Annotated in this window: 17 protein-coding genes; 8 read left to right on the forward strand and 9 right to left on the reverse strand. The window is 59.7% G+C overall.

What is annotated here, in order from left to right; all coding sequences use genetic code 11:
• The first annotated feature begins 138 nt into the window (after positions 1-138).
• The 6 genes from EI290_RS15400 to EI290_RS15425 all read left to right on the forward strand — a co-directional run bounded on the left by EI290_RS15400 (position 139) and on the right by EI290_RS15425 (position 4,111).
• Positions 139-1,065: a cation diffusion facilitator family transporter gene (locus tag EI290_RS15400; protein ID WP_125432200.1), complete on the forward strand. Its 927-nt coding sequence runs from the start codon at positions 139-141 to the stop codon at positions 1,063-1,065.
• Positions 1,062-1,379, forward strand: coding sequence for a hypothetical protein (locus EI290_RS15405; RefSeq protein ID WP_125432202.1), 318 nt, complete (start codon positions 1,062-1,064; stop codon positions 1,377-1,379). Before EI290_RS15400 ends, EI290_RS15405 begins: the two co-directional genes overlap by 4 nt.
• A gap of 48 nt (positions 1,380-1,427) precedes the next feature.
• Positions 1,428-2,693 carry an MFS transporter gene (locus EI290_RS15410; protein ID WP_125432204.1) on the forward strand — a complete coding sequence of 422 codons (1,266 nt, stop codon included), beginning with the start codon at positions 1,428-1,430 and terminating at the stop codon, positions 2,691-2,693.
• A gap of 74 nt (positions 2,694-2,767) precedes the next feature.
• Positions 2,768-3,145, forward strand: a complete 378-nt coding sequence (locus EI290_RS15415) for a hypothetical protein (RefSeq protein ID WP_125432206.1) — start codon at positions 2,768-2,770, stop codon at positions 3,143-3,145.
• Between the two features lie 100 nt (positions 3,146-3,245).
• Positions 3,246-3,695, forward strand: a complete 450-nt coding sequence (locus EI290_RS15420) for a DUF6526 family protein (RefSeq protein ID WP_125432208.1) — start codon at positions 3,246-3,248, stop codon at positions 3,693-3,695.
• A 113-nt stretch (positions 3,696-3,808) separates the two neighbouring features.
• The gene (locus tag EI290_RS15425; RefSeq protein WP_125432210.1) at positions 3,809-4,111 is read left to right on the forward strand and encodes a DUF4286 family protein; all 303 of its coding nucleotides are present in this window, start codon (positions 3,809-3,811) and stop codon (positions 4,109-4,111) included.
• A 120-nt stretch (positions 4,112-4,231) separates the two neighbouring features.
• Here EI290_RS15425 and EI290_RS15430 read toward each other — a convergent pair whose 3' ends face one another.
• The 3 genes from EI290_RS15430 to EI290_RS15440 form a co-directional block, all read right to left on the reverse strand.
• Positions 4,232-4,732, reverse strand: coding sequence for a GNAT family N-acetyltransferase (locus tag EI290_RS15430; RefSeq protein WP_125432279.1), 501 nt, complete (start codon positions 4,730-4,732; stop codon positions 4,232-4,234).
• Between the two features lie 209 nt (positions 4,733-4,941).
• A complete protein-coding gene (locus EI290_RS15435; protein WP_125432212.1) occupies positions 4,942-5,172 on the reverse strand; it encodes a hypothetical protein in 231 nt (76 codons plus the stop codon).
• A gap of 160 nt (positions 5,173-5,332) precedes the next feature.
• Positions 5,333-7,510 (reverse strand): prolyl oligopeptidase family serine peptidase, encoded by a 2,178-nt coding sequence (locus tag EI290_RS15440; protein WP_125432214.1) that lies wholly within the window; start codon positions 7,508-7,510, stop codon positions 5,333-5,335.
• 195 nt (positions 7,511-7,705) lie between these two features.
• Between EI290_RS15440 and EI290_RS15445 the strand changes: the two genes are divergently transcribed.
• Both EI290_RS15445 and EI290_RS15450 read left to right on the forward strand, forming a co-directional pair.
• On the forward strand, positions 7,706-10,120 hold the full coding sequence (locus EI290_RS15445; RefSeq protein WP_125432216.1) for a TonB-dependent receptor: 2,415 nt from the start codon (positions 7,706-7,708) through the stop codon (positions 10,118-10,120).
• 135 nt (positions 10,121-10,255) lie between these two features.
• Positions 10,256-11,395 carry a PepSY-associated TM helix domain-containing protein gene (locus tag EI290_RS15450; protein WP_185817016.1) on the forward strand — a complete coding sequence of 380 codons (1,140 nt, stop codon included), beginning with the start codon at positions 10,256-10,258 and terminating at the stop codon, positions 11,393-11,395.
• Positions 11,396-11,551: 156 nt separating this feature from the next.
• On the opposite strand, the gene EI290_RS15455 is transcribed toward EI290_RS15450, so the two are convergent.
• The 6 genes from EI290_RS15455 to EI290_RS15495 all read right to left on the reverse strand — a co-directional run bounded on the left by EI290_RS15455 (position 11,552) and on the right by EI290_RS15495 (position 21,788).
• On the reverse strand, positions 11,552-12,235 hold the full coding sequence (locus EI290_RS15455; protein WP_125432220.1) for a hypothetical protein: 684 nt from the start codon (positions 12,233-12,235) through the stop codon (positions 11,552-11,554).
• A 268-nt stretch (positions 12,236-12,503) separates the two neighbouring features.
• Positions 12,504-13,964 carry a hypothetical protein gene (locus tag EI290_RS15460; RefSeq protein ID WP_125432222.1) on the reverse strand — a complete coding sequence of 487 codons (1,461 nt, stop codon included), beginning with the start codon at positions 13,962-13,964 and terminating at the stop codon, positions 12,504-12,506.
• 178 nt (positions 13,965-14,142) lie between these two features.
• A complete protein-coding gene (locus EI290_RS22475) occupies positions 14,143-15,573 on the reverse strand; it encodes a hypothetical protein (RefSeq protein WP_185817017.1) in 1,431 nt (476 codons plus the stop codon).
• Between the two features lie 453 nt (positions 15,574-16,026).
• On the reverse strand, positions 16,027-19,494 hold the full coding sequence (locus EI290_RS15485) for an acetate and sugar kinases/Hsc70/actin family protein (protein WP_125432229.1): 3,468 nt from the start codon (positions 19,492-19,494) through the stop codon (positions 16,027-16,029).
• A 260-nt stretch (positions 19,495-19,754) separates the two neighbouring features.
• Positions 19,755-21,203: a hypothetical protein gene (locus tag EI290_RS15490; protein ID WP_125432231.1), complete on the reverse strand. Its 1,449-nt coding sequence runs from the start codon at positions 21,201-21,203 to the stop codon at positions 19,755-19,757.
• Positions 21,204-21,395: 192 nt separating this feature from the next.
• The gene (locus EI290_RS15495; RefSeq protein WP_125432233.1) at positions 21,396-21,788 is read right to left on the reverse strand and encodes a hypothetical protein; all 393 of its coding nucleotides are present in this window, start codon (positions 21,786-21,788) and stop codon (positions 21,396-21,398) included.
• Between the last annotated feature and the right edge of the window lie 101 nt (positions 21,789-21,889).

Below are 21,889 nucleotides of genomic sequence, written 5' to 3' on the forward strand. Positions count from 1 at the left end.
GTAGTGGGATAAAGGACTGTTGCTTTCCTAGTGAATAAAGGGCTTTGGACATAGGGCGAGAGGCTGTTGTTTTCATTTTCCCACCAACTTCTCTCATCCTACTACCTTCATCCTTAATCCCTCATCCTACTACCTACTATGTCCCACGCCCACCATCACCACGGCCCGCCCGCCGATGGCAACTTCAGCCGGGCATTTGGCTGGGGCATTGCCCTGAATTTGCTGTTTGTGGCCGGTGAAGCGGCCGGGGGCCTGTGGGCCAATTCCTCCGCCCTGCTCTCCGACGCCGGCCATAACCTGAGCGACGTGCTGAGCTTGGCGCTGGCCTGGGGCGCTACCCTACTGGCCAAGCGCCGCGCCTCCGAGCAGTATACCTACGGCTACCGGGGCGCTACCATTCAGGCCGCCTTGCTGAACGCGGCGCTGCTGTACCTGGCGCTGGGCTTTATTCTGTGGGATACTATTGACCACTTGCGCCACCCGGCCCCGGTAAACGGGCCGGTGGTGATGGGGCTGGCGGGCCTGGGCATCCTCATCAACGGCTTCACGGCCTGGCTGTTCCGGCGCGGGCAGCAGGGCGACGTGAACGTGCGCGGCGCGTATCTGCATATGCTTACTGATATGCTGGTATCGGTGGGCGTGGTGGTAGGCGGGGCACTAGTGTACTTCACCGGCTGGCTCTGGCTCGATCCGGCCATCAGCTTCATCATTCTGGCCGTAGTGGGCTATAGCTCCTGGGGGCTGCTGCGCGAAACCGTGCGGCTGGGCCTGCAGGCGGCCCCGGCCGGCATTGAGGTAGCCGCCGTGCGCCGCTGGTTGCTAGCCCGCCCCGGCGTCACCGGCCTCCACGACCTGCACATCTGGCCCCTCAGCACCCAGGACACCGCCCTGACGGTGCATCTGGTGCGCCCCAACGGCGACAATGGCAACCAGTTCCTGCGCGAGTTGCAGCACGAGTTGCTCCACGAGTTCAACATCCGTCACTGTACCGTGCAGCTGGAAGACGAATTCCCGTTGATGGGCGCCCACGGCTGCTGCGACGAGCAGGTGGCCTTGAAGTCATGAACCGAGAATATAGACGCATTCTGGCCGACGAAAGCCTCCATTTGATGGGTATTCTGGAGGGATATTGCCCTGTTCAGGCAGAAGGCACCGTTGCCTCCCACCCCTTCTATTTCCACGCCCGCTGGCACGAATGGAGCTTCTCTGTTGCCGAAACAACGGGAGTAAGTGCTGTTGATATGTCGTCAATGCTGCAAGCGGAAACATTCGGGTTTCAGGTAACTGAACAACAGCAGAAACCTATGATGCGGGCTGGATGGAGTTTGATCAAGCGGAAAGAATCATCAAACAGTGTAGCAGGCAGTATCTGGAGTTGAAGAGCAAGTAAATCTTCGTAATCTGCGGGTCCCAAATTCCCTTCCCGCATGAATACTGCTACACCCACTTCTCCCCCCAAAACTACCGGCCTGCTCAGTGCCATTGTGGTGGTGGCCGCCCTCGGCTACTTCGTGGATATCTACGACCTGATTCTGTTCAGCATCGTGCGCGTGGAAAGCCTGAACGACTTGGGCATCACGGCCGCCGATGCCGTAACCAACCAGGGCCTCTACCTCATCAACATGCAGATGGGCGGCATGCTGCTCGGTGGTATTCTGTGGGGTATTCTGGGAGATAAAAAGGGGCGGCTGTCGGTGCTGTTCGGCTCCATCCTGATTTACTCCCTGGCCAACATTGCCAACGGCTTTGTGCAAACCATTGAGCAGTACGCTTGGCTGCGCCTGATTGCGGGCATTGGGCTGGCCGGGGAGCTGGGGGCGGGCATCACGCTGGTTTCCGAAACCCTGCCCAAGGAAAAGCGCGGCTACGGCACCATGATTGTGGCCACCGTGGGCGTATCCGGGGCCATGCTGGCCTACTGGGTGAACGAGGCCTTCGACTGGCGCAACGCCTACTTTGTGGGCGGCGGACTGGGCCTGGCGCTGCTGGCCCTGCGCGTGGGCGTATACGAATCGGGCCTGTTCGAGCAAACCAAGAAAAGTGAGGTGCAGCGTGGTAACTTCTTCGCCCTGTTTACCAACGGCCCGCGCCTGGCCCGCTACCTCAAGTGCCTGCTCATTGGCGTGCCGCTATGGTTTGTGGTGGGCATTCTGATTACCCTCTCGCCTGAGTTTGGCAAAGACCTGGGCCTGACTGGGCCCGTTACGGCGGGGCTGGGCGTGTTCTGGTGCTACTTCGGGCTGGTATTCGGTGATTTTGCCAGCGGCACGCTTAGCCAGCTGCTCCGTAGCCGCAACCGGGCGCTGCAACTGTTCCTGGTGTTTTGTGGCCTAATGGTGGGCGTATACCTGTTTGCCATCCGGGGGGCCTCGCCTACCGTGTTTTACGCCGTGTGCTTCGTGCTGGGCATTTCGGTGGGGTTCTGGGCGCTGTTCGTGACGGTGGCGGCTGAGCAGTTTGGCACCAACCTGCGGGCCACGGTGGCTACCACCGCCCCCAACTTTGCCCGGGGCTCGGTAGTGCTGCTGGTGCCCATCTTTCAGTACACGGCGGCCGCGCTGGGTCAGCCCGGTACCCCCAACCGTGTGCTGGCCGGGGCCATAGTGGGGGGCGTTTCTCTGCTGATTGCGTTTTGGGCGGTGAGCACCCTGCCGGAGAGCTTCGGCAAAGACCTTGACTACGTAGAAGAATAAGCGCCGCCGGGCTTAACTGTAGCGGGGCGGCTACGTACTAGGGGCGAAGTTCACTCTGCGCTTTATCCCCTCCTATGAAAAAGATACTAGTTGTAGCAGCCCTTGCTGCCCTTGCCCTGAGCGGCCGTCAGGCTCATGCTCAGGTAGCTGATACCACCCAGGCCCGCATCCAGATGCAACAGCAACGGGCGGCCGAAGCCAAAGCCGCTCTCGATGCCCGCAAGCAGGAAACGGCCGCCTCCCGTAGCAGCGTCAACCAAACCAAGGCTCAGCTCAAAGAGCAGGAAAATGCTATGCGGGAGCAGAAGCGCCAGATGAAAGAGCAAAAGACCGAGCTTAAGCGCCAGCGCAACGCGGCCCGGGAAGCCAGCCGACAGGAAGCAGCCGCCAAGCAGGCCGCCCGCGACGAGAAACACAAAGCCCGGGAGGCTCAGAAAGCCTCCCGCCCCTAGCGTATCCTTCCAGCACACGGCTCCAAAACTCCGGCCAGATGGTCGGAGTTTTTCGCACTAATCCCATTATCATTCATTCATTCATTTATCCCTCTTTCTCATGGCCAATCAGCCAACCAAGAACACCCCCATGCTGTATCCCTGGCATCATTTTGTGCTGTTACCCGCGGCTCTTGTTGTGGCCGCTTATGCTATCCGGCGCTACCTGGGTGTGGCCGGCAACAACGACGAAGTTTCCCGATTGTGGTTTACCGTTATGCTGCTGGCCGTGATAGGACTGGGAGCCCTCGTAATGCTGCGCCAGCACTACGCTCTTACCTTGCAGGACCGCCTGATTCGGCTGGAAGTGCGGCAGCGCTACTTTGAGGTTACCGGCCAGAGCTTCCGCCCCCTGGAAGCCCAGCTCCAGCTCAGCCAGATCCTGGCCCTGCGCTTTGCCGGCGACGAGGAACTGCCCGGCCTGGTGCAGGTTGCCATCCGTGAAAAGCTTGCCTCCAAGGGTATTCAGGCCCGTATTCAGCAGTTTCAGTTCGATACCATGCGGGTGTGAGGCTTAGCTAGAAACCGGCTGAAACTCCGTTAAATTTTTTGGCCGACTTTTGTGTTCCTCTACTCTGCACTGAGCAGAAACCCTCCTACCTGAACTGCTTCGGCCCCTTTCTCATGATTCTATACAACGTCACCACCAGCCTCGACCCGGAAATTGAAGAGCAATGGGTAAGCTTCATGCGCGACACCCACATTCCGGAAGTAATGGCCACCGGCTTCTTCATCAAAAGCCAGCTGTGCCGCCTGCTCAACGAGGAAGACAATGGCATTACCTATGCAGCCCAGTATTACTGCGTCAGCCTCGACCAGCTAGACGAGTACCAGGAAGTGGCTGCCCCGGCCCTGCGTGCCGAGGTAGAAAAGCATTTTGCCGGCCGTTATGCCTCCTTCCGCACCATGCTGGAGGTAGTAGAATAGTTCTATTTTGCCTGTCCACTAAAAAGGCCGCCCCATCGGGCGGCCTTTTTAGTGGACATTTTTTAGAGGCTGCTCCGGGTTGGAAACTGGTAGCTGGATTTTAGCTCTGCACTGCACGTATTACCCGTGTACGGCTGCTTCGGCAGCGGGGTCGCAGGAATAAGCCAGCAGCTGCTCGGCCGTAAGGTTGCCGTTGTGCCATTCGGGGTCGAGGTGGGCTCCCAGCTTTTTGTAGAAGCCGATGGCTGGCTCATTCCACTCCAGCACTTGCCACTTCAGGCGCTTGGCCCCGGTGTGCCGGGCCTCGGCTACCACGGTATCAAACAGGCGCTTACCCAAGCCGGTGCCGCGCAGGGCCTCGGTTACTACCAGGTCCTCCAGGTACAGCATACGGCCCTTCCAGGTGGAGTAGGCCGTGTAGTACAGCGCAATGCCTACAATATGGCTGGTGGTATCTTCGGCTACGAAGAAGCCGAAAATCGGCTCCGGTCCAAATCCGTCGCGCTGCATATCGGCCAGCGTATTGGTGACTTCCTGGGGAGCTTTCTCATACTCCGCCAACTCCTGAATCAGGCTCAGTACCTGCGGCAAATCGGCCTCCCGGCCCCGACGAATGTGCATATGTAGTGAGTAGTGAGTAGTGAGTAGTGAGTAGTGAGTAGTGAGTAGTGAGTAGTGAGTAGTGAGTAGTGAGTAGTGAGTAGTGAGTAGTGAGTAGTGAGTAGTGAAGGTACGGCTGGGCAGGCACCCTGGAGCTGATTTCTGGAAAAGAAAAATGAGCACCAGCCCTGGGCTACTGCTCATTTTTCACTAGTCCTACCCGACTGCAATTACATTACCGGCTGCATCTTTTTGATGTCTTCGGTGGCGTTTACCGCGTTGATTTCGCGGGTAGCGGGGTTAGCAGGAGCCGTTTTACCGCCGGTGGTATCGGGAGCAGCCGGAATTTCGGGCAGAGGCTTGGCCGTAATATCTTCATCCGAACGAACATCGGGGTTTTTGCACGAAGTGGCCGACAGCGAGGAAACGGCCAGCAGACCGAACAGGAGTATTTTTTTCATATCAGAAAGCGAAAAGCCAGAGGCAATTACGGAAGTTGCGGCCGCGAAGATACGGCAAGGGAATGATGAGAGCTGAATTATGAGAGCTGAATTATGAAGTATAGCAGGGCATCTTCAGTCCTGTGCAACAATTCATAATTCAACTCTCCTAACTCAACTCTTACTTGCCGTACGGGTTCACGCCCATGTTATAGAAGGCGAAGGACCAGATATCGGCCCACTCCTCAATCTGGAGCTTGGTGCTTTTGCCCGCGCCGTGGCCCGCGTTTACGTCTACCCGAATCAGCTGAGGCTTGGGGCCGTTGTTGGCTTCCTGGAGGGCGGCGGCAAACTTGAAGGAGTGCGCCGGCACCACCCGGTCGTCGTGGTCGGCGGTGGTAATCATAGTGGCCGGGTAGGCCGCCGGCCGCAGGTTGTGCAGCGGCGAGAAGCGGTATAGGTTCTGGAACTGCTCGTAGGTATCGGAGGTGCCGTACTCCGGGGCCCAGTTCCAGCCGATGGTAAATTTCTGGTAGCGCAGCATGTCCATCACACCCACGGCCGGGAAAGCTACGCCGCAGAGGTCGGGGCGCTGGGTCATGGTGGCGCCCACCAGCAGGCCGCCGTTGGAGCCGCCGGCCATAGCAAGCTTCTCGGTGCTGGTATAGCCCTGCACCTTCAGGTACTCGGCGGCGGCAATAAAGTCGTCGAACACGTTTTGCTTGTTGGGCGTCATGCCGGCTTGGTGCCATGCCTCCCCGTACTCGCCCCCACCCCGCAGGTTCGGAATAGCCAGTACGCCACCGTTTTCCAGCCACAGCATACGCGCCACCGAGAAGCCCGGCGTGAGCGAAATGTTAAATCCCCCGTAGGCGTACAGGTAGGTAGGGTTCTGGCCGTCCAGCTTCACCCCCTTTTTGTGGGTGATGAACATCGGGATTTTGGTGCCGTCCTTGCTAGCGTAAAACACCTGGGTGGTCACGTAGTCGGCAGGTTTCACATCTACCTGCGGAGCCCGGAATACGGTGCTGGTGTTGGTGGCCAGGTTGTACTTATAGATGGTGGTAGGGTAGGTAAACGAAGTGAAGGCGTAGTACACCTCCTTGGAATCCCGCTTGCCCCCAAAGCCCGAGGCCGTGCCAATAGCGGGCAGGGCCACATCGTGCTTGAACTCGCCCTTCTCCGTGTACACTTTGATGTTGCTGCTGGCATCTTTGAGGTAAGACGCTACCAGGTAGCCGCCCACGTGGTCAACGCCCTCCAGCTTCTGCTCGGTTTCGGGCAGCACCTCCTTCCAGTTCGCTTCCTGCGGTTTCTTCGGGTCGATGAGCACCACGCGGTAGCGCGGGGCCTTGTAGTTGGTTTGCACCAGCAGCTGCCCGCCCACGTTGCCAATTACGGAGTTGTTCTGCTCGTAACTGTCGATGATGGTGGTGAAACTGCTGGCTTGCTTGGGGTCGGTCAGGTCGCGCACCAGCAGGCGGTTGCCGTCGGCTTTGCCATCGGTGAGGTAAAGCACCAGAAACCGCTCATCCTCGGTTGTACCCACGGTGCGGAAGCCCAGGGCCATCTTAGCGTTTTCGTACACCAGCTTATCGGCACTCTGGGGCTTGCCCAGCTGGTGGTAGTACACCTTGTGGTACTCGTTTTTGCCGGAAAGCTGGTTTTCGCCGGCCTTGGGCGCATCGTAGCGGCTGTAAAAGAAACCATCCTTATACCAGGCCGCGCCCGACACCTTCACCCACTGCAGCTCATCGGGCAGGGGCTGGCGGGTTTTCAGGTCCAGCACTTTCAGCTTTTGCCAGTCGGAGCCCCCGCCGCTGGTGGCGTAGGCCAGGTAGCGGTGGTCGTTGGAGAAATACGTACCGGCCAGAGCCGTGGTGCCATCCTGCGAGAACTTGTTGGGGTCGAGCAGCACATCGGGCTGACCCTCCTGGCCATTCTGCTGGACATACAGCACAGCCTGGTTCTGCAGGCCATCATTTTTGCTGAAATACAGCTGATTGCCTTCCTGCTGCGGAATTCCAAACCGCTCGTAATTCCACATTTTGGTGAGCCGCTCCCGGATCTTGTCCCGGAACGGAATCTGCTGGAGGTACCCAAAGGTGACCTTGTTTTCGGCCGTCACCCAGGCGCTGGTTTCGGGCGAGTCCAGGTCTTCCAGCCAGCGGTAGGGGTCGGCTACGGAAGTGCCGAAGTAATCGTCCTTGTGGTCGACTTTCTTGGTTTGGGGGTATTGCACGGAAGCAGAGGTAGAAGAGGCCACGGCTGCAACTGCCGCAGCCGGAGCCTGCGACTGGGTGGAGCGGCACGAGGCCAGCGCCGCCAGGGCCAGTACGGAGAAAGTGATTTTTTGCATGGGTGGGAGTAGCGGGAGAAGCGCCGAAGATAAATCACAGACGTTGCAGATTGACCGGATGCTGCAGATTCTTTCAAATAACAACAATCCGGTTAACTCCCCTGTACCAACATATTTTTATTAAGAATTTTTCTAAACAGATTTTCTGCTGTTCCTTTGCAGCACTTTAGACAGATTCTAAACAACTACCACACCATGTTGACTCTTCGTTCCCTGGGCCTGACTTCTACCATTCTGGCGTGCGCCCTCACGGTGCAGGCCCAGCAAACCACCGCCATTCGGGGCCGCGTTACTACCTCCGATGGCAGCCCGGCCGAGGCCGTAACCGTAGGAATAAAGGGACGGAGCCAGGGAGCCATTACCAACAGCCAGGGCGAATACGTTATTGAGCGAGTACGACCCGGGCAGTATACGCTGGTGATTTCGGCGGTAGGGTTAAAGAGTGAGGAGAAGGCCGTAACGGTTGAAGCCGGCCAGAGTGCTTCAGTAGATTTTGCCTTGACGGAGAATGCCCAGCAGCTTCGGGAAGTGGTTATCAGCGGCAACCGCACCAACAAGTTCAACCGCTCCGCCAGCACCGATGTGGGCAAAATGCCGCTCAGCAACCTGGAAAACCCGCAGGTATACGCCACCGTGGGCAAGGAGCTGCTCACGGAGCAGGTAGTTTTCACTGTGGATGACGCCACCCGCAACGCCCCGGGCCTGCAGAAGATGTGGGATGCCACCGGCCGCGGCGGCGACGGGGGCGCGTTCTACGCCAGCCGGGGGTTTATTGTATCCAGTCAGCTGCGCAACGGGGTAGCCGGCAACGTAACCAGCGACATTGACGCCATCAACCTGGAGAAGCTGGAGGTCATCAAAGGCCCTTCGGCGACGCTGTTCGGCAGCTCCCTTACCTCCTACGGAGGGTTGGTAAACCGCGTGACCAAGAAGCCGCTCGACACGTTTGGGGGCGAGCTGAACGTGGCAGCGGGCAGCTACGGCTTCCACCGGGTATCGGCCGATGTGAACCTGGTGGACGGCAACACGCCCGCCGAGCAGCCCAAAACCCTGGCCTTCCGTCTGAACACGGCCTACACCTACGAAGACAGCTTCCAGAACCTGGACTACCCCGGCTTCACCCGCAACCTGGCCGTGGCTCCGAGCCTGCAGTTCCGCCCCTCCGACCGGCTGACGGTGAACGTGGACGCCGAAATCTATAAAGGCACCAACGTAGGCAAGCAGATCATCTTTTTCAACAGCACTTCCGCCGCGCTGGGCTACGACCGAGCCGATAAAACGCCGCTGAACTACCGGCAGTCGTACCAGGGTGAGGGCCTGACCCAGGATTCGCGCAGCACCAATCTGTTCGGGCAGGTGCAGTACCGGATTTCGCCCAGCATCACCTCCACCACGTACCTCACCAGCAGCCACAGCTTCTCCAACGGCTTCGGGCCCTATTTCTACCTGCAGCCCAACAACCGCCTCATCCGGGCCGACCAATCGACGGACAACAGCCAGCGCACCGTGTTTGAGGCTCAGCAGCTGTTCAACGGCGACTTCCAGCTGGGCAGCCTGCGCAACCGCGTGGTGGTGGGCCTGGACTTTCTGCGGGTAAACTCAGACGTGAACTTCCTGGGTGGCACCTTCGATACTATTTCGCTAGACGCTTCCCGGGCCACCATCCGGGGCTTCAACGGTGCCAGCGTGGCGGCTAAGTATGCCGCCACGGCCCCGGGCAACTACCTGGTTACCACCAAAACCAACACGTACAGCGCCTTCGCATCGGATGTGCTGAACCTGACCGACCAGCTGAGCGTGCTGGCCGCCCTGCGCCTGGACCACTTCGACAACAAAGGCGGGTTGTACTACTCGCCGGTGCAGGCATACTCGCAAACTACTCTCTCGCCCAAATTTGGCCTGGTGTACCAGCCGGTGCCGGAGCGGGTGAGCGTGTTTGCCAACTACCAGAACAGCTTCACCAACCTGGGCGTGTACCTCACCGCCGACGGCAACAACCCTATTGCCCGGCCCGAGCGCGCTAACCAGTGGGAAGGCGGGGTGAAGCTGGATGCTGCCAATGGCCGCCTCAGCGCCACGGTAAGCTACTATGATATCCGGGTGAAGGACCGGCTCCGCGTACTAGGTTACACCCCGCAATTTGTGGCCATCAGTGCCCAGGACGCCACCCAGCGCAGCAAGGGCGTGGAGGTAAGCGTTATTGCCAATCCGCTGCGGGGCTTCAACGTGGTGGGCGGCTTCTCCTACAACGACTCGAAGTTTGAGAATACGGCCGAGGACGTGAATGGCCGCCGGCCCAACACCGCCTCCTCCCCCATTGTGGCCAATGCCTGGCTGAGCTACCGCCAGCCGGAAGGCATTTTGAAGGGCTTAGGCGCTGGTTTCGGGGGCAACTACGCCAACGAAAACCGCATTCAGAACACCGCCACCAACGTGTTTACCCTGCCCAGCTACACCATCCTCAACGCTTCCCTGTTCTACGACCAGCCCAAGTACCGGATTTCGGCCAAAGTGGATAACCTCACCGATAAGCAGTACTGGACCGGCTACACCACCATGAACCCCCAGAGGCTGCGCAGCATTGTGGGTAGTGTAGCCTACAAGTTTTAGTCTTTACCGGCTGTCATCCTGAGCTGGCGAAGGACCTTATTACGCTTGGGCAGTTCTTGTAACAACTCGTTCCAGCAGGGTAAGGTCCTTCGCCAGCTCAGGATGACAGAGCCATTTTTCCTCCTTCCGCCTCCTATGAGCACGTTCAAGAAAACCGTCGGGAAGCTGCATTTGTGGCTGGGGCTGGCCTCGGGGCTGGTCGTGTTCATCGTGAGCCTGACGGGGGCCATCTTCGTGTTTCAGGACGACATCCGGGACCTGACGGAGCCCTGGCGCAAGGTGGAGGCACAACAGTCGGCTATGGTGCTGCCCTCGCAGCTGCAGACAGCCGCACTGGCTGCCCACCCCGGCGTGAAGGCCGAGGACTGCTGGACGACTTATTTCGGGCCGGCGCGCTCGGCTACGGTGTACTTCACTGACAAGGCCGGCGCGCCCATTATGGTGTCGTTGAACCCCTACACGGGCCGGGTGCTGCATGAGCAGGATTTGCGCACGCACTTCTTCACCATCATCCAGGAAATACACATGCACCTGCTGCTACCGGAACCGGTAGCCAAGTGGGTGGTAGGTATCAGCATTTCCATCTTTGTGATGATGCTGTTGACCGGCCTGGTGCTGTGGTGGCCGAAGCGCAAACAGGAACGCAAACAGCGTTTCACCATCAAGTGGGGGGCCCGCTGGCGGCGCGTGAACTACGATTTGCACAACGTGCTGGGCTTCTACGCAGCCAGCATCGGGCTGGTGCTGGCCTTATCGGGCCTATTCATGATTTTCCCCGGCATACTGCAGTCCATTGTGTACGTGGTGGACGGCGGCCGGCCGGCCCCGCGGGAGCTCATGGAAACCAAGCTCGACACGCGCCAACCCGCACCCATTGCTGCTCAGCCCCTAACCGATGTAGTGTACCGCACCGCACGCCGCCTCTCGCCGGCCAACGAAATGGTACTCATTGGCCCCACCGGCGCGGGCAAGGCTCCGGTCTTCTGCTGGACCTACAAAAAGGCGCTGCACTACTACCGCCGCGACGAGTACGCCTTCCATCCCGTGTCGGGCCAGGTGCTGGACTCCCGCTTCCACGCCACCAAAAGTGCCGGCACCAAGTTCTCGGATATGAACTACGACCTGCACGTGGGCCAGATTCTGGGTTTCGGCGGCAAGCTGGTGGCGTTCCTGACCAGCCTGATTTGCGCCAGCCTGCCCGTCACCGGTACCATCATCTGGTGGGGCCGGCGCAATAAAACCAAGAAGAAAAAGCCGAAGCTGCAGGCGGTGTGATTTTGATTCAGCCGGACTTGTCAGGTATACATCAGGCCGTCATGCTGAGCTTGTCGAAGCATCTCTACCGGTAGTAACTCACTCGTTACAACGAAGCGGTAGAGATGCTTCGACAAGCTCAGCATGACGGCCTTTTGGCCTTTCCTTTACTCTCTCCTACATCCGCCCCACTTTCGGAATCACCTGAATCAGGAAGCGTTTGTTGTCGCCTTCGCGGCGGCCGGTGTAGCGGCCGGTACCGTAGAAGCCGCTGCCGCCGATGATGAGCTCCAGGCTGCGGTCCTGGCTGAAGTTGAGGTTGTTCTGCTTCCAGAGGTTGAGCAGGTTGAGGGCCCGGCGGTAGCTGAGCTGGTAGGTGGCCTGCTCCTCGCGCTGGTTGCGCGGGTCGCCCTGGGGGTAGCGGGCGGCCATGCCCTCCACAATCACCAGATAGCGCACGTTCTGGCCCTGGTTGGTGGCGCTGAGGCTGCGCAGCCGCTCCCGCAGCAGCTGGCCGGCCTGCAGCAGCGCCGGTTTATAGCTGTCCTGAATTTCGTCGCGGCCGGCTTTGAACTGCACGTTCAGCTTCAGTTCGTACCGCTCGTTCTGGGGGTCGTAGCGGAAGTAGCGCCCCTCCAGCCGCCGCAGCGACTCCCGGATGCGGGTAATCTGCTCCAGCTCGATGGCCTTGGCTTTCAGCTCGCCGTTGGCTTGCTTCAGTTCCCCCTCCCGGTCCTTGAACAGCTTGAAGCTGTACACGAACAGCACCAGCATCACCACGAACAAGGACGTCATCAGGTCCACGTAGCTGGGCCAGAAGAAGTCGTTGCTTTGGCGTTTGTTCGGGGTGGTGTTGTTCATAGTATACTGAATCTGAAAATCAGATGTATCCTCAGTCTGCCGAAAGAGTTGGCGCCGCTACAATCAAGAATGGCCAGATGATGATAAATCCTAGCCAGAAGATTGAGACTATTATTCTTAGAAACAGTTTCAGCGAGTGCTCCGGTCTTGGTTTCTGAACGAGGAAAAAGAAGCCGAGACCTAATACAATAGCATACAGCAGCGTGGCTGCAGTGTAGAACAAAACTTCTGACTCGACCATATACTCGGGCATTCAGCGTTTCAAAAGCTACTGCGGCTTCACCCCGCCAAACAGCTTGTCCATAAACCGCTGGAAACGGTTCTTGGATGTGGCTTTCACCAGTACCGTGTTCAGGTTGGACAGCTCTGCGAGCAGCTTGGCCTGAATCTGGGAGTCGACTTCCACTTTGCGCAGCAGCTCGCGCTGGGTGGCGGTTACGTCGCGGCTGAGGTCGGCTTGCTGGGTGTTGAGGTTCTGAAAGGGTTCCAGCTGTTTCAGCAGCTTCTCGAAGACGTTGTCGGCGTTGAGCTGCTCGAAATACTGCTGCCACTTCTCGTAGGCCAGCTGGGCCTGCCGCTCGTTGTAGGCCAGGCGCTTGTTCATCACATCGGCTAGGCCCACGCCGGCTTGGTCGATGTGCTGCTCGGCGCGGTCCTTGAGGTTGCGTAGCTCCACCTGGTGCTTCTGGAAGAAATCCAGCATCAGCTGCACCGAGTTGTTGTTGCCGCCGATGTACTGGCCCAGGTCGTTGATGCCCTTCTCGAAGCCCCGCAGCCGGTCCAGAATGCTGTTCACAGCCTCAGCCGAATGGTAGCCGTTCTGCAGCATCTCGTTCAGCTTTTGCTGGTAGCCGGTGAAGGCGCTGAATAGTTCCGCCGATTCGCGCACCTTCTCGAACACCAGAATATTGGCCGCCGCCATCTTGTCGTAACCGATGGTATCGAGGCGCTCCAGGAAGTCGCTCTGCACCCGGATGTTCTGCGTCACCTTCTCCAGCAGCGGGTTGAATAGCTCAATCTGGCCCACAAACTGCTGGTTGAACGCATCGAGCACCGACTTGAGGTTGGTGAGCGAGCTGGCCATGTCGGCGTGCAGCACTGGCAGCAAGCGGGCCTGCAGGAAAGTATAGTACTGGTTCTGGAGCCGGTCGAGCTGGTGGCGGGCCTGACGCAGTACGCCGTTGCCGAGCAGCGTGAGCAGCAGCCCCACGAAGGAGCCCGTCATGGCAATGAGCACGCCGGTGAGGAAGGGCGTCAAGGCGTTTTCATCCGACACGCCATTGCGGGCAATGCCCACCAGGCCCAGAATCACGCCCAGAAACGTGCCCAGTAAGCCCAGATAAAGGGGAGTGGCCACGTTGGCCTGCACCTCATTGTCGAGCACCTCGCTCTGGCGCTCCGATATGTCCTTCAGAATGCCAAAATCGGCCGCCGCGCCTTTGTTGTGGCGCAGGTAGTCGTTGGTATCGAGCAGGATGGCCTGAAACTCCGGGGAAGCGTTTTCGGCCTTAATGAGGTTGGAGGCGAAGAATTCGGGCGGGGCGTCGGCAGCATAGTCGGGCAGGTCGCGGCCGTCGGGCAGCACAATGCGGTGCTCCACGCGCAGGCTTTCCTTGGGCGGATACAACACGGCCAGCCGGTGCGCATTAGCCCGCGTCCGCAGGAACGTGCGAATCTGCAGCCCCACCACAACAGCCACCACCAAAAGTTCGAGAATGATTTCAAGCATAAGGCTACGAAGCTACGCGCTAAAAGCTAGTTCCCCTCCTTGGAAAGGAGGGGTTAGGGGTGGTTGACTTTACGTCAGAACGGTATTTAGGGCTAACTTCTAGCCGACGTTCATACGCAAGATCAACCACCCCTAACCCCTCCTTTCCAAGGAGGGGAACTAGCTTTTAGCTGTTTAGTTACTCAAACCGGATGGCGGCTTTCTGCTCGATCTGCCAGGCGCCGGCGGCTTTGCGCAGCACGCCTTCTTCCTCCGTCACGATGCGCGTAACCGGGCCGGTGGGCTGCTGGTACTTGCAGGCCTCCCGCAGGGAGTACTGGGCGCTCTGGATGGCGTAGGCGTGCACGGCGGGGTTCTGCGTCACGCTGAACGTGGCAAGCTCGGGCCACTGCGGGTCCAGGTGAATCTCGTAGATGCTGTCGTGCTGGGGCTCATCGGAGAAATCGTACTCGTTGAACACGCCGTTTACGGGCACCTTCACGTAGCGGGTGCGGGGCTGGTCGGTGGCGGATGCGGCCGTTGTAGCGGCGGACGCGGTTGGCAGCTGCACGGGCGATATCAAGTTGTCGAACTCCTCATGCGGGGCGGTGGAGCTGGTTACCGGGGCGGCCGCTGGCGGCATCGGAGCCGGCGCGGGTGCTTCGGCTGGCACGGGTGGTACTACCGGAGCCGGAGTAGGCGCTACGGGTTGCGGAGCCGGAGCGGGAGTGGCAGCAGCTACATTGGCTTTCGGCGTGGCCTGGCGCTTCTGCAGCTCCTGCTCTACCCGTTGCTGAATTAGCTGCTCCAGTTCGCGCAACTGGGCCGGAGAGAAACGCTCGGCGGACTTCCCGCTGCCGCTACCAGGATTGGTTTGCAGCGCCGCAATATCGTCGCGGCGCTTGTCGATGCGGGCGTTGATTTCCTTCCAGGAAGCCCCGATGCTGCGCTTCAGCAGCGCGTACAGCACCAGGCTCAGCAGCGCCAGAATCAGGGCCAGGGGGCCAAAAAACTTGTTCATCAGGCTTTCCCCGGCTCCGGATGCGGCAACTGGCGTGGGGGTAGCCACGCCCGCCTCATCCAGGCCAGCGTCGACGGGGGCGGCAGCCGTGGCCTCGTCGGTGGTGGCGGTAGTATCCACGGTTTCGGTTTCGGCGGCGGCTTCGGCGGCGGGCAGGTCGCCGATGGGCGTGCCTTGGTCGAGGTAGTTTTTCAGGGCCGTTTCCAGCTTCGTCACGCCGGCCAGCCGGGCAGCGTTGCCCTTGCGGGCGGGCGAGGTGCGCAGCCGGTTGATGATTTCGCGCACCAGCGTCTGCAGGCGGGAGTTGTCGGAGCCCAGGCCCTTGTACATCACGCCCTGCACTTCCAGCGGCTGGTACAGCGCCGAGTATACGCGCTGTTCATCGGCCTTGATGCTGCCGGCAAAGTCCTTCAGCGGACCACCGCACTTCAGTTGGCTTTTTAGCTCCGGGTGGCCCGTGTCTTCAAACACGAACTTGGCCGTAGCGCACCAAATCTGCACTTTGCGCTCCTCCAGCGTGGGCTGGCCGAGGGGCGTTTGGGCATGGCCGCCCGCCGCGAGCAGCAGCAGGCCGGTAAGCAAAGAAGCAACGCGGCGGGAAAGGGTCATAGGGTGTTTGGGGTAGGAAGCGGGCTTTTTTATTGGAATCAATGAATGTACTATTCGTCAGAGGCAACTATATGTGACAAGTCTCTGGGCCAACGACTATCATTCCTTATTGATTCTGAAATGAAGACATACTCCATGTGCATAACTTGCCCATTTTTCGTGAGTATACATTCATTCTTTAAGGCAATCTTTTTTATTGAATCTCCTACTTGCGCATTATCTTTTAGTGCAATACTCAGCAGAGGAATATCGATAATTGAATCCTCCGTACGAATTTTAATGTAGTCTATTTTTCGACGGTACTTTTCAATTATTACCCCCTTGTATTCACCTCTTATATTTTTTACACATGCTTCTATATCACCTTCTTTGCCAACGTATTGCAGGAAGTATACAAACACCCCGAAGGCTGTAAAGAATACTAGTTGCTTTACTGATCTTTTACCCATTTAGCTACGCCTGCAGCTCGCGGCTCAGGTTGTACAGAGCCTGCTTCAGCGGCAGGAAGAACAGAGTTTCGGGCAGAGTTTCGTCGCTAGAAAGCTGGCGCTGGAACTGGTGCAGACCCAGGCTCAGGCTGTCTTCGATTTCGCGGAGCAGGATGTCTTTTACGCGCTGACGGTCCACGTCCACGCCTACTTCGCGCAGGTAGGGGGCTACGTCGTCGCCTTCCAGCACTAGGGTGAGGTAGTTGCGCACGTTGTCGAGCACCGTGTTTTTCAGCTCGGCATCCACCTGGTTCAGTTTCAGGCGCTGCTGATTGAGCTCGGTGCCGTCTACCGCGCCGCTGTACTTCACGGGCTTGATGTTGTCGTAGTCTGAAGTGTTCGTTTTTTCCTCAAACAGTACGCCGCCGTTGGTGGTGGCTTCCTTGGGGTTGTCGGCCAGGATGACGCGGAAGTTGTGGGGCGGCTCTACGCCCGTGACGGCGTGGAAGATGGCCTTCGTAATCTTCTCGATAGCCACCAGGGAGCTGCCCCCGGCCAGCAGGCGCAGGTAGAGGCTGCCTTTGCCGGAGAAGCAGAGGTAGCGCGGCGTTTTCAGGCCGAGGTGCTTGGTGAGCTGCGCCGTGTGGTAGATGATGCTGGTGTAGTGCAGATAGAACAGCACCCGCAGCTGCCGGCCCTTGCCCAAGCCCAGAGCTTGGGTGAACCGCAACGCATCATCGTACTTAAATAGCAGGCTGGTCACGTCGGCGGAGCCGAAATCGGTATTGCTGAGGGCGGCGCGCAGGTAGCCTTTGTACTCCTGGTTTTGCTCGGAGTCGGGCAGGCTTTCCACGTGGCCTACGCCGAGGCGCAGCAGGCCATTCTGCTTGGGTGCGCCCTGTACGCGGGCGTAGCCGTCGCCCCACAGGTCGTCGCCGGCGAAGCGGAAAGAGGTACTGTAGGCCGGTTTCTGGTCAGCGAACAGCAGCAAATCGGTGGTGCCGCCACCGATGTCGATGTTCACCACGTTTTCGTCGCGGTTGGGCACTACCTGGTTGGTGGCGGTGAGGTAGTAGTACGGCGCTACCGATTCGGTGAGGCAGATGGTGGGACGGCGGGCCTTGAACACCTGCTGGAACGACTCGTCCCACACCTGCTGGAACTGGTTGCGCAGGAACCCATCAAAGCTCAGCGGGGCAAACCACACCACGCGGGTGTCTTCCAGAATACCGCCGTGCAACGCCGCCTTATGGCGCAGCAGCAGCAGAATTTCCCGGAAGAACGCCTCAATGCGAGACACGCCCTGCGGGTCCAGCTCCGCCGACCATTTCAGGTTGGTGATGAAGCGGTTCTGGGGCAGCTCCGAGGCGTTTTCAGTGTTGATGCTGAAACCAATGTTGATGTTGCTGAGCACCTTGGCGGGCTCGTTGGCAAACGAAGTGGTTTCGCACACCGCCGTCCGGATCGGAAACTCATACACCGAGCCGCCTTCACCCACAAACGAGGGCACGAACTCCCGGTTTTGCAGGGTAGCAATGTACGTCCAGATCTGGCCGGCGCCGGTACGGTAGCGCTGGGCCGCCGAGAGGCCGGCATCGGCCACGGGCGCGTGCAGCCACTCCACCTGCACGTCGGCTTCCCCAATGGTGAGCGGGCGCGGGTGCGCGGTGGGCGAGTCGGCGTAGGCAATGTGGGTGTTGGTGGTGCCGAAGTCCACGGCGAAGGTGAAGCGGCGGGTGCCGCGGTCCAGCTCGCGCCAGCGCGGCACGAACAGGCCCCGGGCCGGCTCCGCCCCGATGGTGGCGGGCGGGCAGGTCAGTTCCGCAAGGTCGAAGTGGGTGCCGGTGACTTCGTAGTAGGTGCTGCCGGCGGTGGCCATGCTCTTTTGGGTGCGCTCGTAGCGGGTGGCGCGGCGGGCGGCGCCCTGCTCCGTGATTCGCTCCCCGTTCACGAAGAACGTGAGGTCGTAGCGGCGGTTGAGCATAGTGGGCGCGTTGTCGGCATCCACCAGCATCACCTTGTAGAGGTCGTTGAACTCGGGCTGGTAGCGCACCTTGTAGAACGGGAACACGCCCACGCCCACGGCGGCCTTCACAATGCGGCCCTTCTCCAGAATCTCGCGCCCCTGGGCATCCTTGGGGTTCTGCGGATTGTGGTAGTAGTTACGCTCGAAGGTGATAAAGCGGCCCGCCTGCACCGGCACCCGCAGTTGCACGCGCACGTGGCTCAGGTCGATGGTGAAGGTGAGCAGCTCGGCCAGCTCGTTTTCGGTGAAATACTCGAAAAACGCCTGTTTCAGCGGCAGCAGGTAGGGGAAGCGCGCCCGGCCCTGGCCATCGGCCCCGTACTGGAACGTAACTTTGCCGGTGTGGAAGCGCTGGGTGTTCAGCTCGTAGGGCAGCTCTACCAGGGAGTCTTCCAGCAGGTCGCCCACCGTGAGGTAGGGGTACTTGAAGCCTTTGCCGGGCAGCACGCGGCTTTCCAGCGCTACTTCATCGTAATACGGAACCGGCGTGCGGTCGTCCCAGGGCTGACCGTTGAGGTAGTTGGCGCCGGGCATCGTCAGGTTCGGGCGCAACACCAACGGGCGCGGCCGGCCCGTCGTCGATTCGCGGGTGGGCTGGATGAACAGGTCGGAGCTGGTCACGGCCGACTGGTCGGCGCGGCCGGGCAAGGGCACGCCTTTCACGCTCACCAGGTTGCCCTGCACATCGGCCAGGGCCGGGTAGCGGGCGGCAAACTGCTGGGCGCTCCGGTCGCCCTGCATCTGGAGCTGGTTGATTTTCGAGCGGTCGAGGCCGGCGTACACGCTACCGGCAAACTCGCGGCGCTGCAGCTGCGGATACGCCAAAAACAGCTCGTACACAAACTCCCGGAACTGCGGGTCGCGGTCTTCGAGCAGCACAGTCTGCTGGTCGAAGTAGTGGCCGCGGGCCTGGGGCCGCTCCAGGTCCAGGGGCTTCACGGCGGGGCCAGTGAACAGGATTGTCAGCGGCGAGGTGCCGCCCAGCAGGCGCGTGCCCCCCGCCAACTCCGGCGACTCATAGTACACCAGATACATGTCGGAGAAGTCGCGGAACCGCTCGTCCTGCATGTACAGCTGCAGGGTTTCGCCCAGTAGGCGCGTGCCCTCGTCCTGCCGCATCCGGCGGATTTCGGCCTCGGCATTCCAGCGGCGTAGCGTGATTTTGCGGCCGGCCTGGGTGTAGAGGTGGTAGTTGTAGAGCAGCTCCAGCAAATCCCAGAAGTGGGTAGTCAGCTCGTGGTACACCGAGCCGGGGTTGCGCTGCCCCTCCCGGGCCAGGAAATCAAAAGCCGTTTCAAACAGGTGCATCCGCGCAAACGGCGTCGGGATGCTCACGGCCAGGTTGCGCGATTTGCCCCCCGCGGGGTCCGTTACGGTGTTGATTTCGGTGCTGGTGACGGGGGCGGTTTTCTGCCAGCCCTGCACTTGCTGGGAGCCGTTGTTATGTAAGCGAAGGACTTTGGCCATATCGGGACCCCCCCCCCGGCCCCCTCCCCTCCGGGAGAGGGGGAGCCTGACGAAGGTTGCTCGGGGTGATTTTTTACTGCTAGAAACTACAACTAGAAAGCTAGTTCCCCTCCTTGGAAAGGAGGGGCTAGGGGTGGTTGACAATCGTTGAACGGTGCGGCTTGGGTCGTTCAGGTAAACAACATCAGTACGCGGGGCAACCACCCCAGCCGCGCCTGCGGCACGGCGTCCCCTCCTTTCCAAGGAGGGGAGTTTTCGTTCTACACCACCTTCACCTTCTCCTCAAACGCCTTGTCCGTCACGTCATAGAACAGCTCCAGCAGCTTGCGGAAGTTGTCGGGTTCCTGGAGGGACTTCTCGGTTTTGTTGAGGTTATCGAGGAGGTAGTTGTGGCTGAGGCCTTTGTTGAAGAAGTCGTTCCACTTCTTTTCCACCGGCTTGCCCAGGATCATGGCGTTGAAGTCGTCGGTCTGCAGGTCGAAGGGGCGAAAGGAACGGCGGTTCTGGGCCAGCTCCTGCAGCCACTGGTCGGCGCCCAGGTCCTGGCCGTGCAGGAAGGTGTTCAGCTCCCGGAAGATGGGCTCATTGCGCATGGCGTAGTCCAGCTTCAGGTTGTCGGCGTAGGGCGCTTTGTCGGTGGGCAGGTGCTGCTTGTGGTAGCGCGTGAAGTACAGGAACTGCGTGAGCTGCTTGGCCATTATTTCGCGCGACTCATCGGGCAGGTGGCTGAACTGCAGCTCTGGCGCGTCTTGGCCCAGGCCGTACTCGTGGAAGTGCGGGCCGCCGGTGCGTAGCTCGGCGGGCGAGTAGCGCATGAAATCCACGATGCTTAAAGCCGCCAGCAGTTCAATTACGTGGGCCTTGTTCTTCTGCTGGGTGCCGCCGGGCTGGTTTTCGTAGGGCGTGTCGGGCGTGTCGGCGAGGTAGTACAGCGCGTCGAGGCCCTGCAGGTTGTGCTCGTAGTAGCTGAGCGCCGCCTTGGTCTTGGTCAGGAAATTGTTGGAGTCGATGACGGCATTGTCTTCGCTCTGCAGGGCGAAGTAGGGCATCACCGTCACGGCGCCGGTGGGCGCGTCGCGCAGGTAGCGGGCGTTGCTGAGGCGGGTGTTCGAGTCCTTCAGGTTCTTGAGCATCAGCGGGAAGCCCGCCGCGCCCGTGCCGCCGAAGATGCTCGACACAAAGAACACCCGGTCGCCGTCCTGGAAGTTGTCGGCAAAAAACCGCATTTCGGGGCTTTCCACCAGCTTGTTGAGCACAATGCTGCCCACGTTGGGCGAGCCGCGGAAACCAATGGTCAGCGGGCTTTCCAGGTTGTCCTGCGTGAACAGCAAATCCACCAGCCCCTTCGAGTCCACCGACAGACCGTCGTAGCTCAGGTATTGCCGGAAGCTCTGGTTGATGCCGCCGAAATCGAAGATGAAGGTGTCCTTTACCGAGCCGTTCACGTCCTGCGAAATGCCGCTCAGCGTGCTGATATCAGTCTTGAAGAAGCCTTCCTCGCGGGGACCGAGGCGCTTGTAGATCTGCTGGTAGCTCTGCAGCAGCTGCACCGTGCGGTTCATGTCGCCGTTGTGCGCGTCGGGGTCGATGATGATGGGCACCACCCGGTCGCAGTTGGGCAGGTCCACGCCCGCCGCCAGCAGCATCGTGAGCGAGCGAATGACACGGGAGCCCGTGCCGCCAATACCGAATAAAAAGAGTTTAGCCATGAGTTGCTGATGTTGAACGAAACTCCCCTCCTCAGCTGAGGAGGGGATGTTCAGCCTTGCGGCTGAACTGGGGTGGTTGGCTCGTTGCTGATGTTGTTTAGCGGAACGATTTCGCTCTGTATCGTCCAACGATTATCAACCACCCCTAGCCCCTCCTTTCCAAGGAGGGGAACTAGCTTTCTAGCACTAGCTCTAGAAAGGCGTCGTGCTGGCGTTGGTAGAAGCGCGCTTGAACAGCAACGAAAAGATGAAGAACCATGCCAGACCCAGAATAGCGTTCCAGGTAGCCAGCCAGTAGATATAGCTGTGGTCGGTGACCTGCTGGGCGTTGGTTTGCCAGATGGTGACAAAGAAGGCAATCAGCGCATTCAGCACCAGAAAAATACTCCAGTGCCGACCCTTGTTGAAGGTAGCCACGCCCATGGCCCGGTTAATGAGCAAATAGAAAACCAGCGCCAGCCCGGCAGAAATGCCCAGATTCAGCAGCCCCAGGTTGGGGAAGATAACGTCGCGGTACACGGGCGTATCCGCCGGGGGCTGGGGGTTGCCGATGAGTTCGTAGAGGAAGCGGAAGAATGCTTTCATGGAAAGAGGTGAGGCCGGGCTCCGGGCCGGCAACCCGTGGAACGATGAGAGGGAAACGAAATTGTGAGGCCGGGGTCATTGCTGCCAGACTGACCTAAGGA

This window comes from Hymenobacter metallilatus, assembly GCF_003944705.1.
GTDB classification, from domain to species: Bacteria; Bacteroidota; Bacteroidia; order Cytophagales; family Hymenobacteraceae; genus Hymenobacter; species Hymenobacter metallilatus.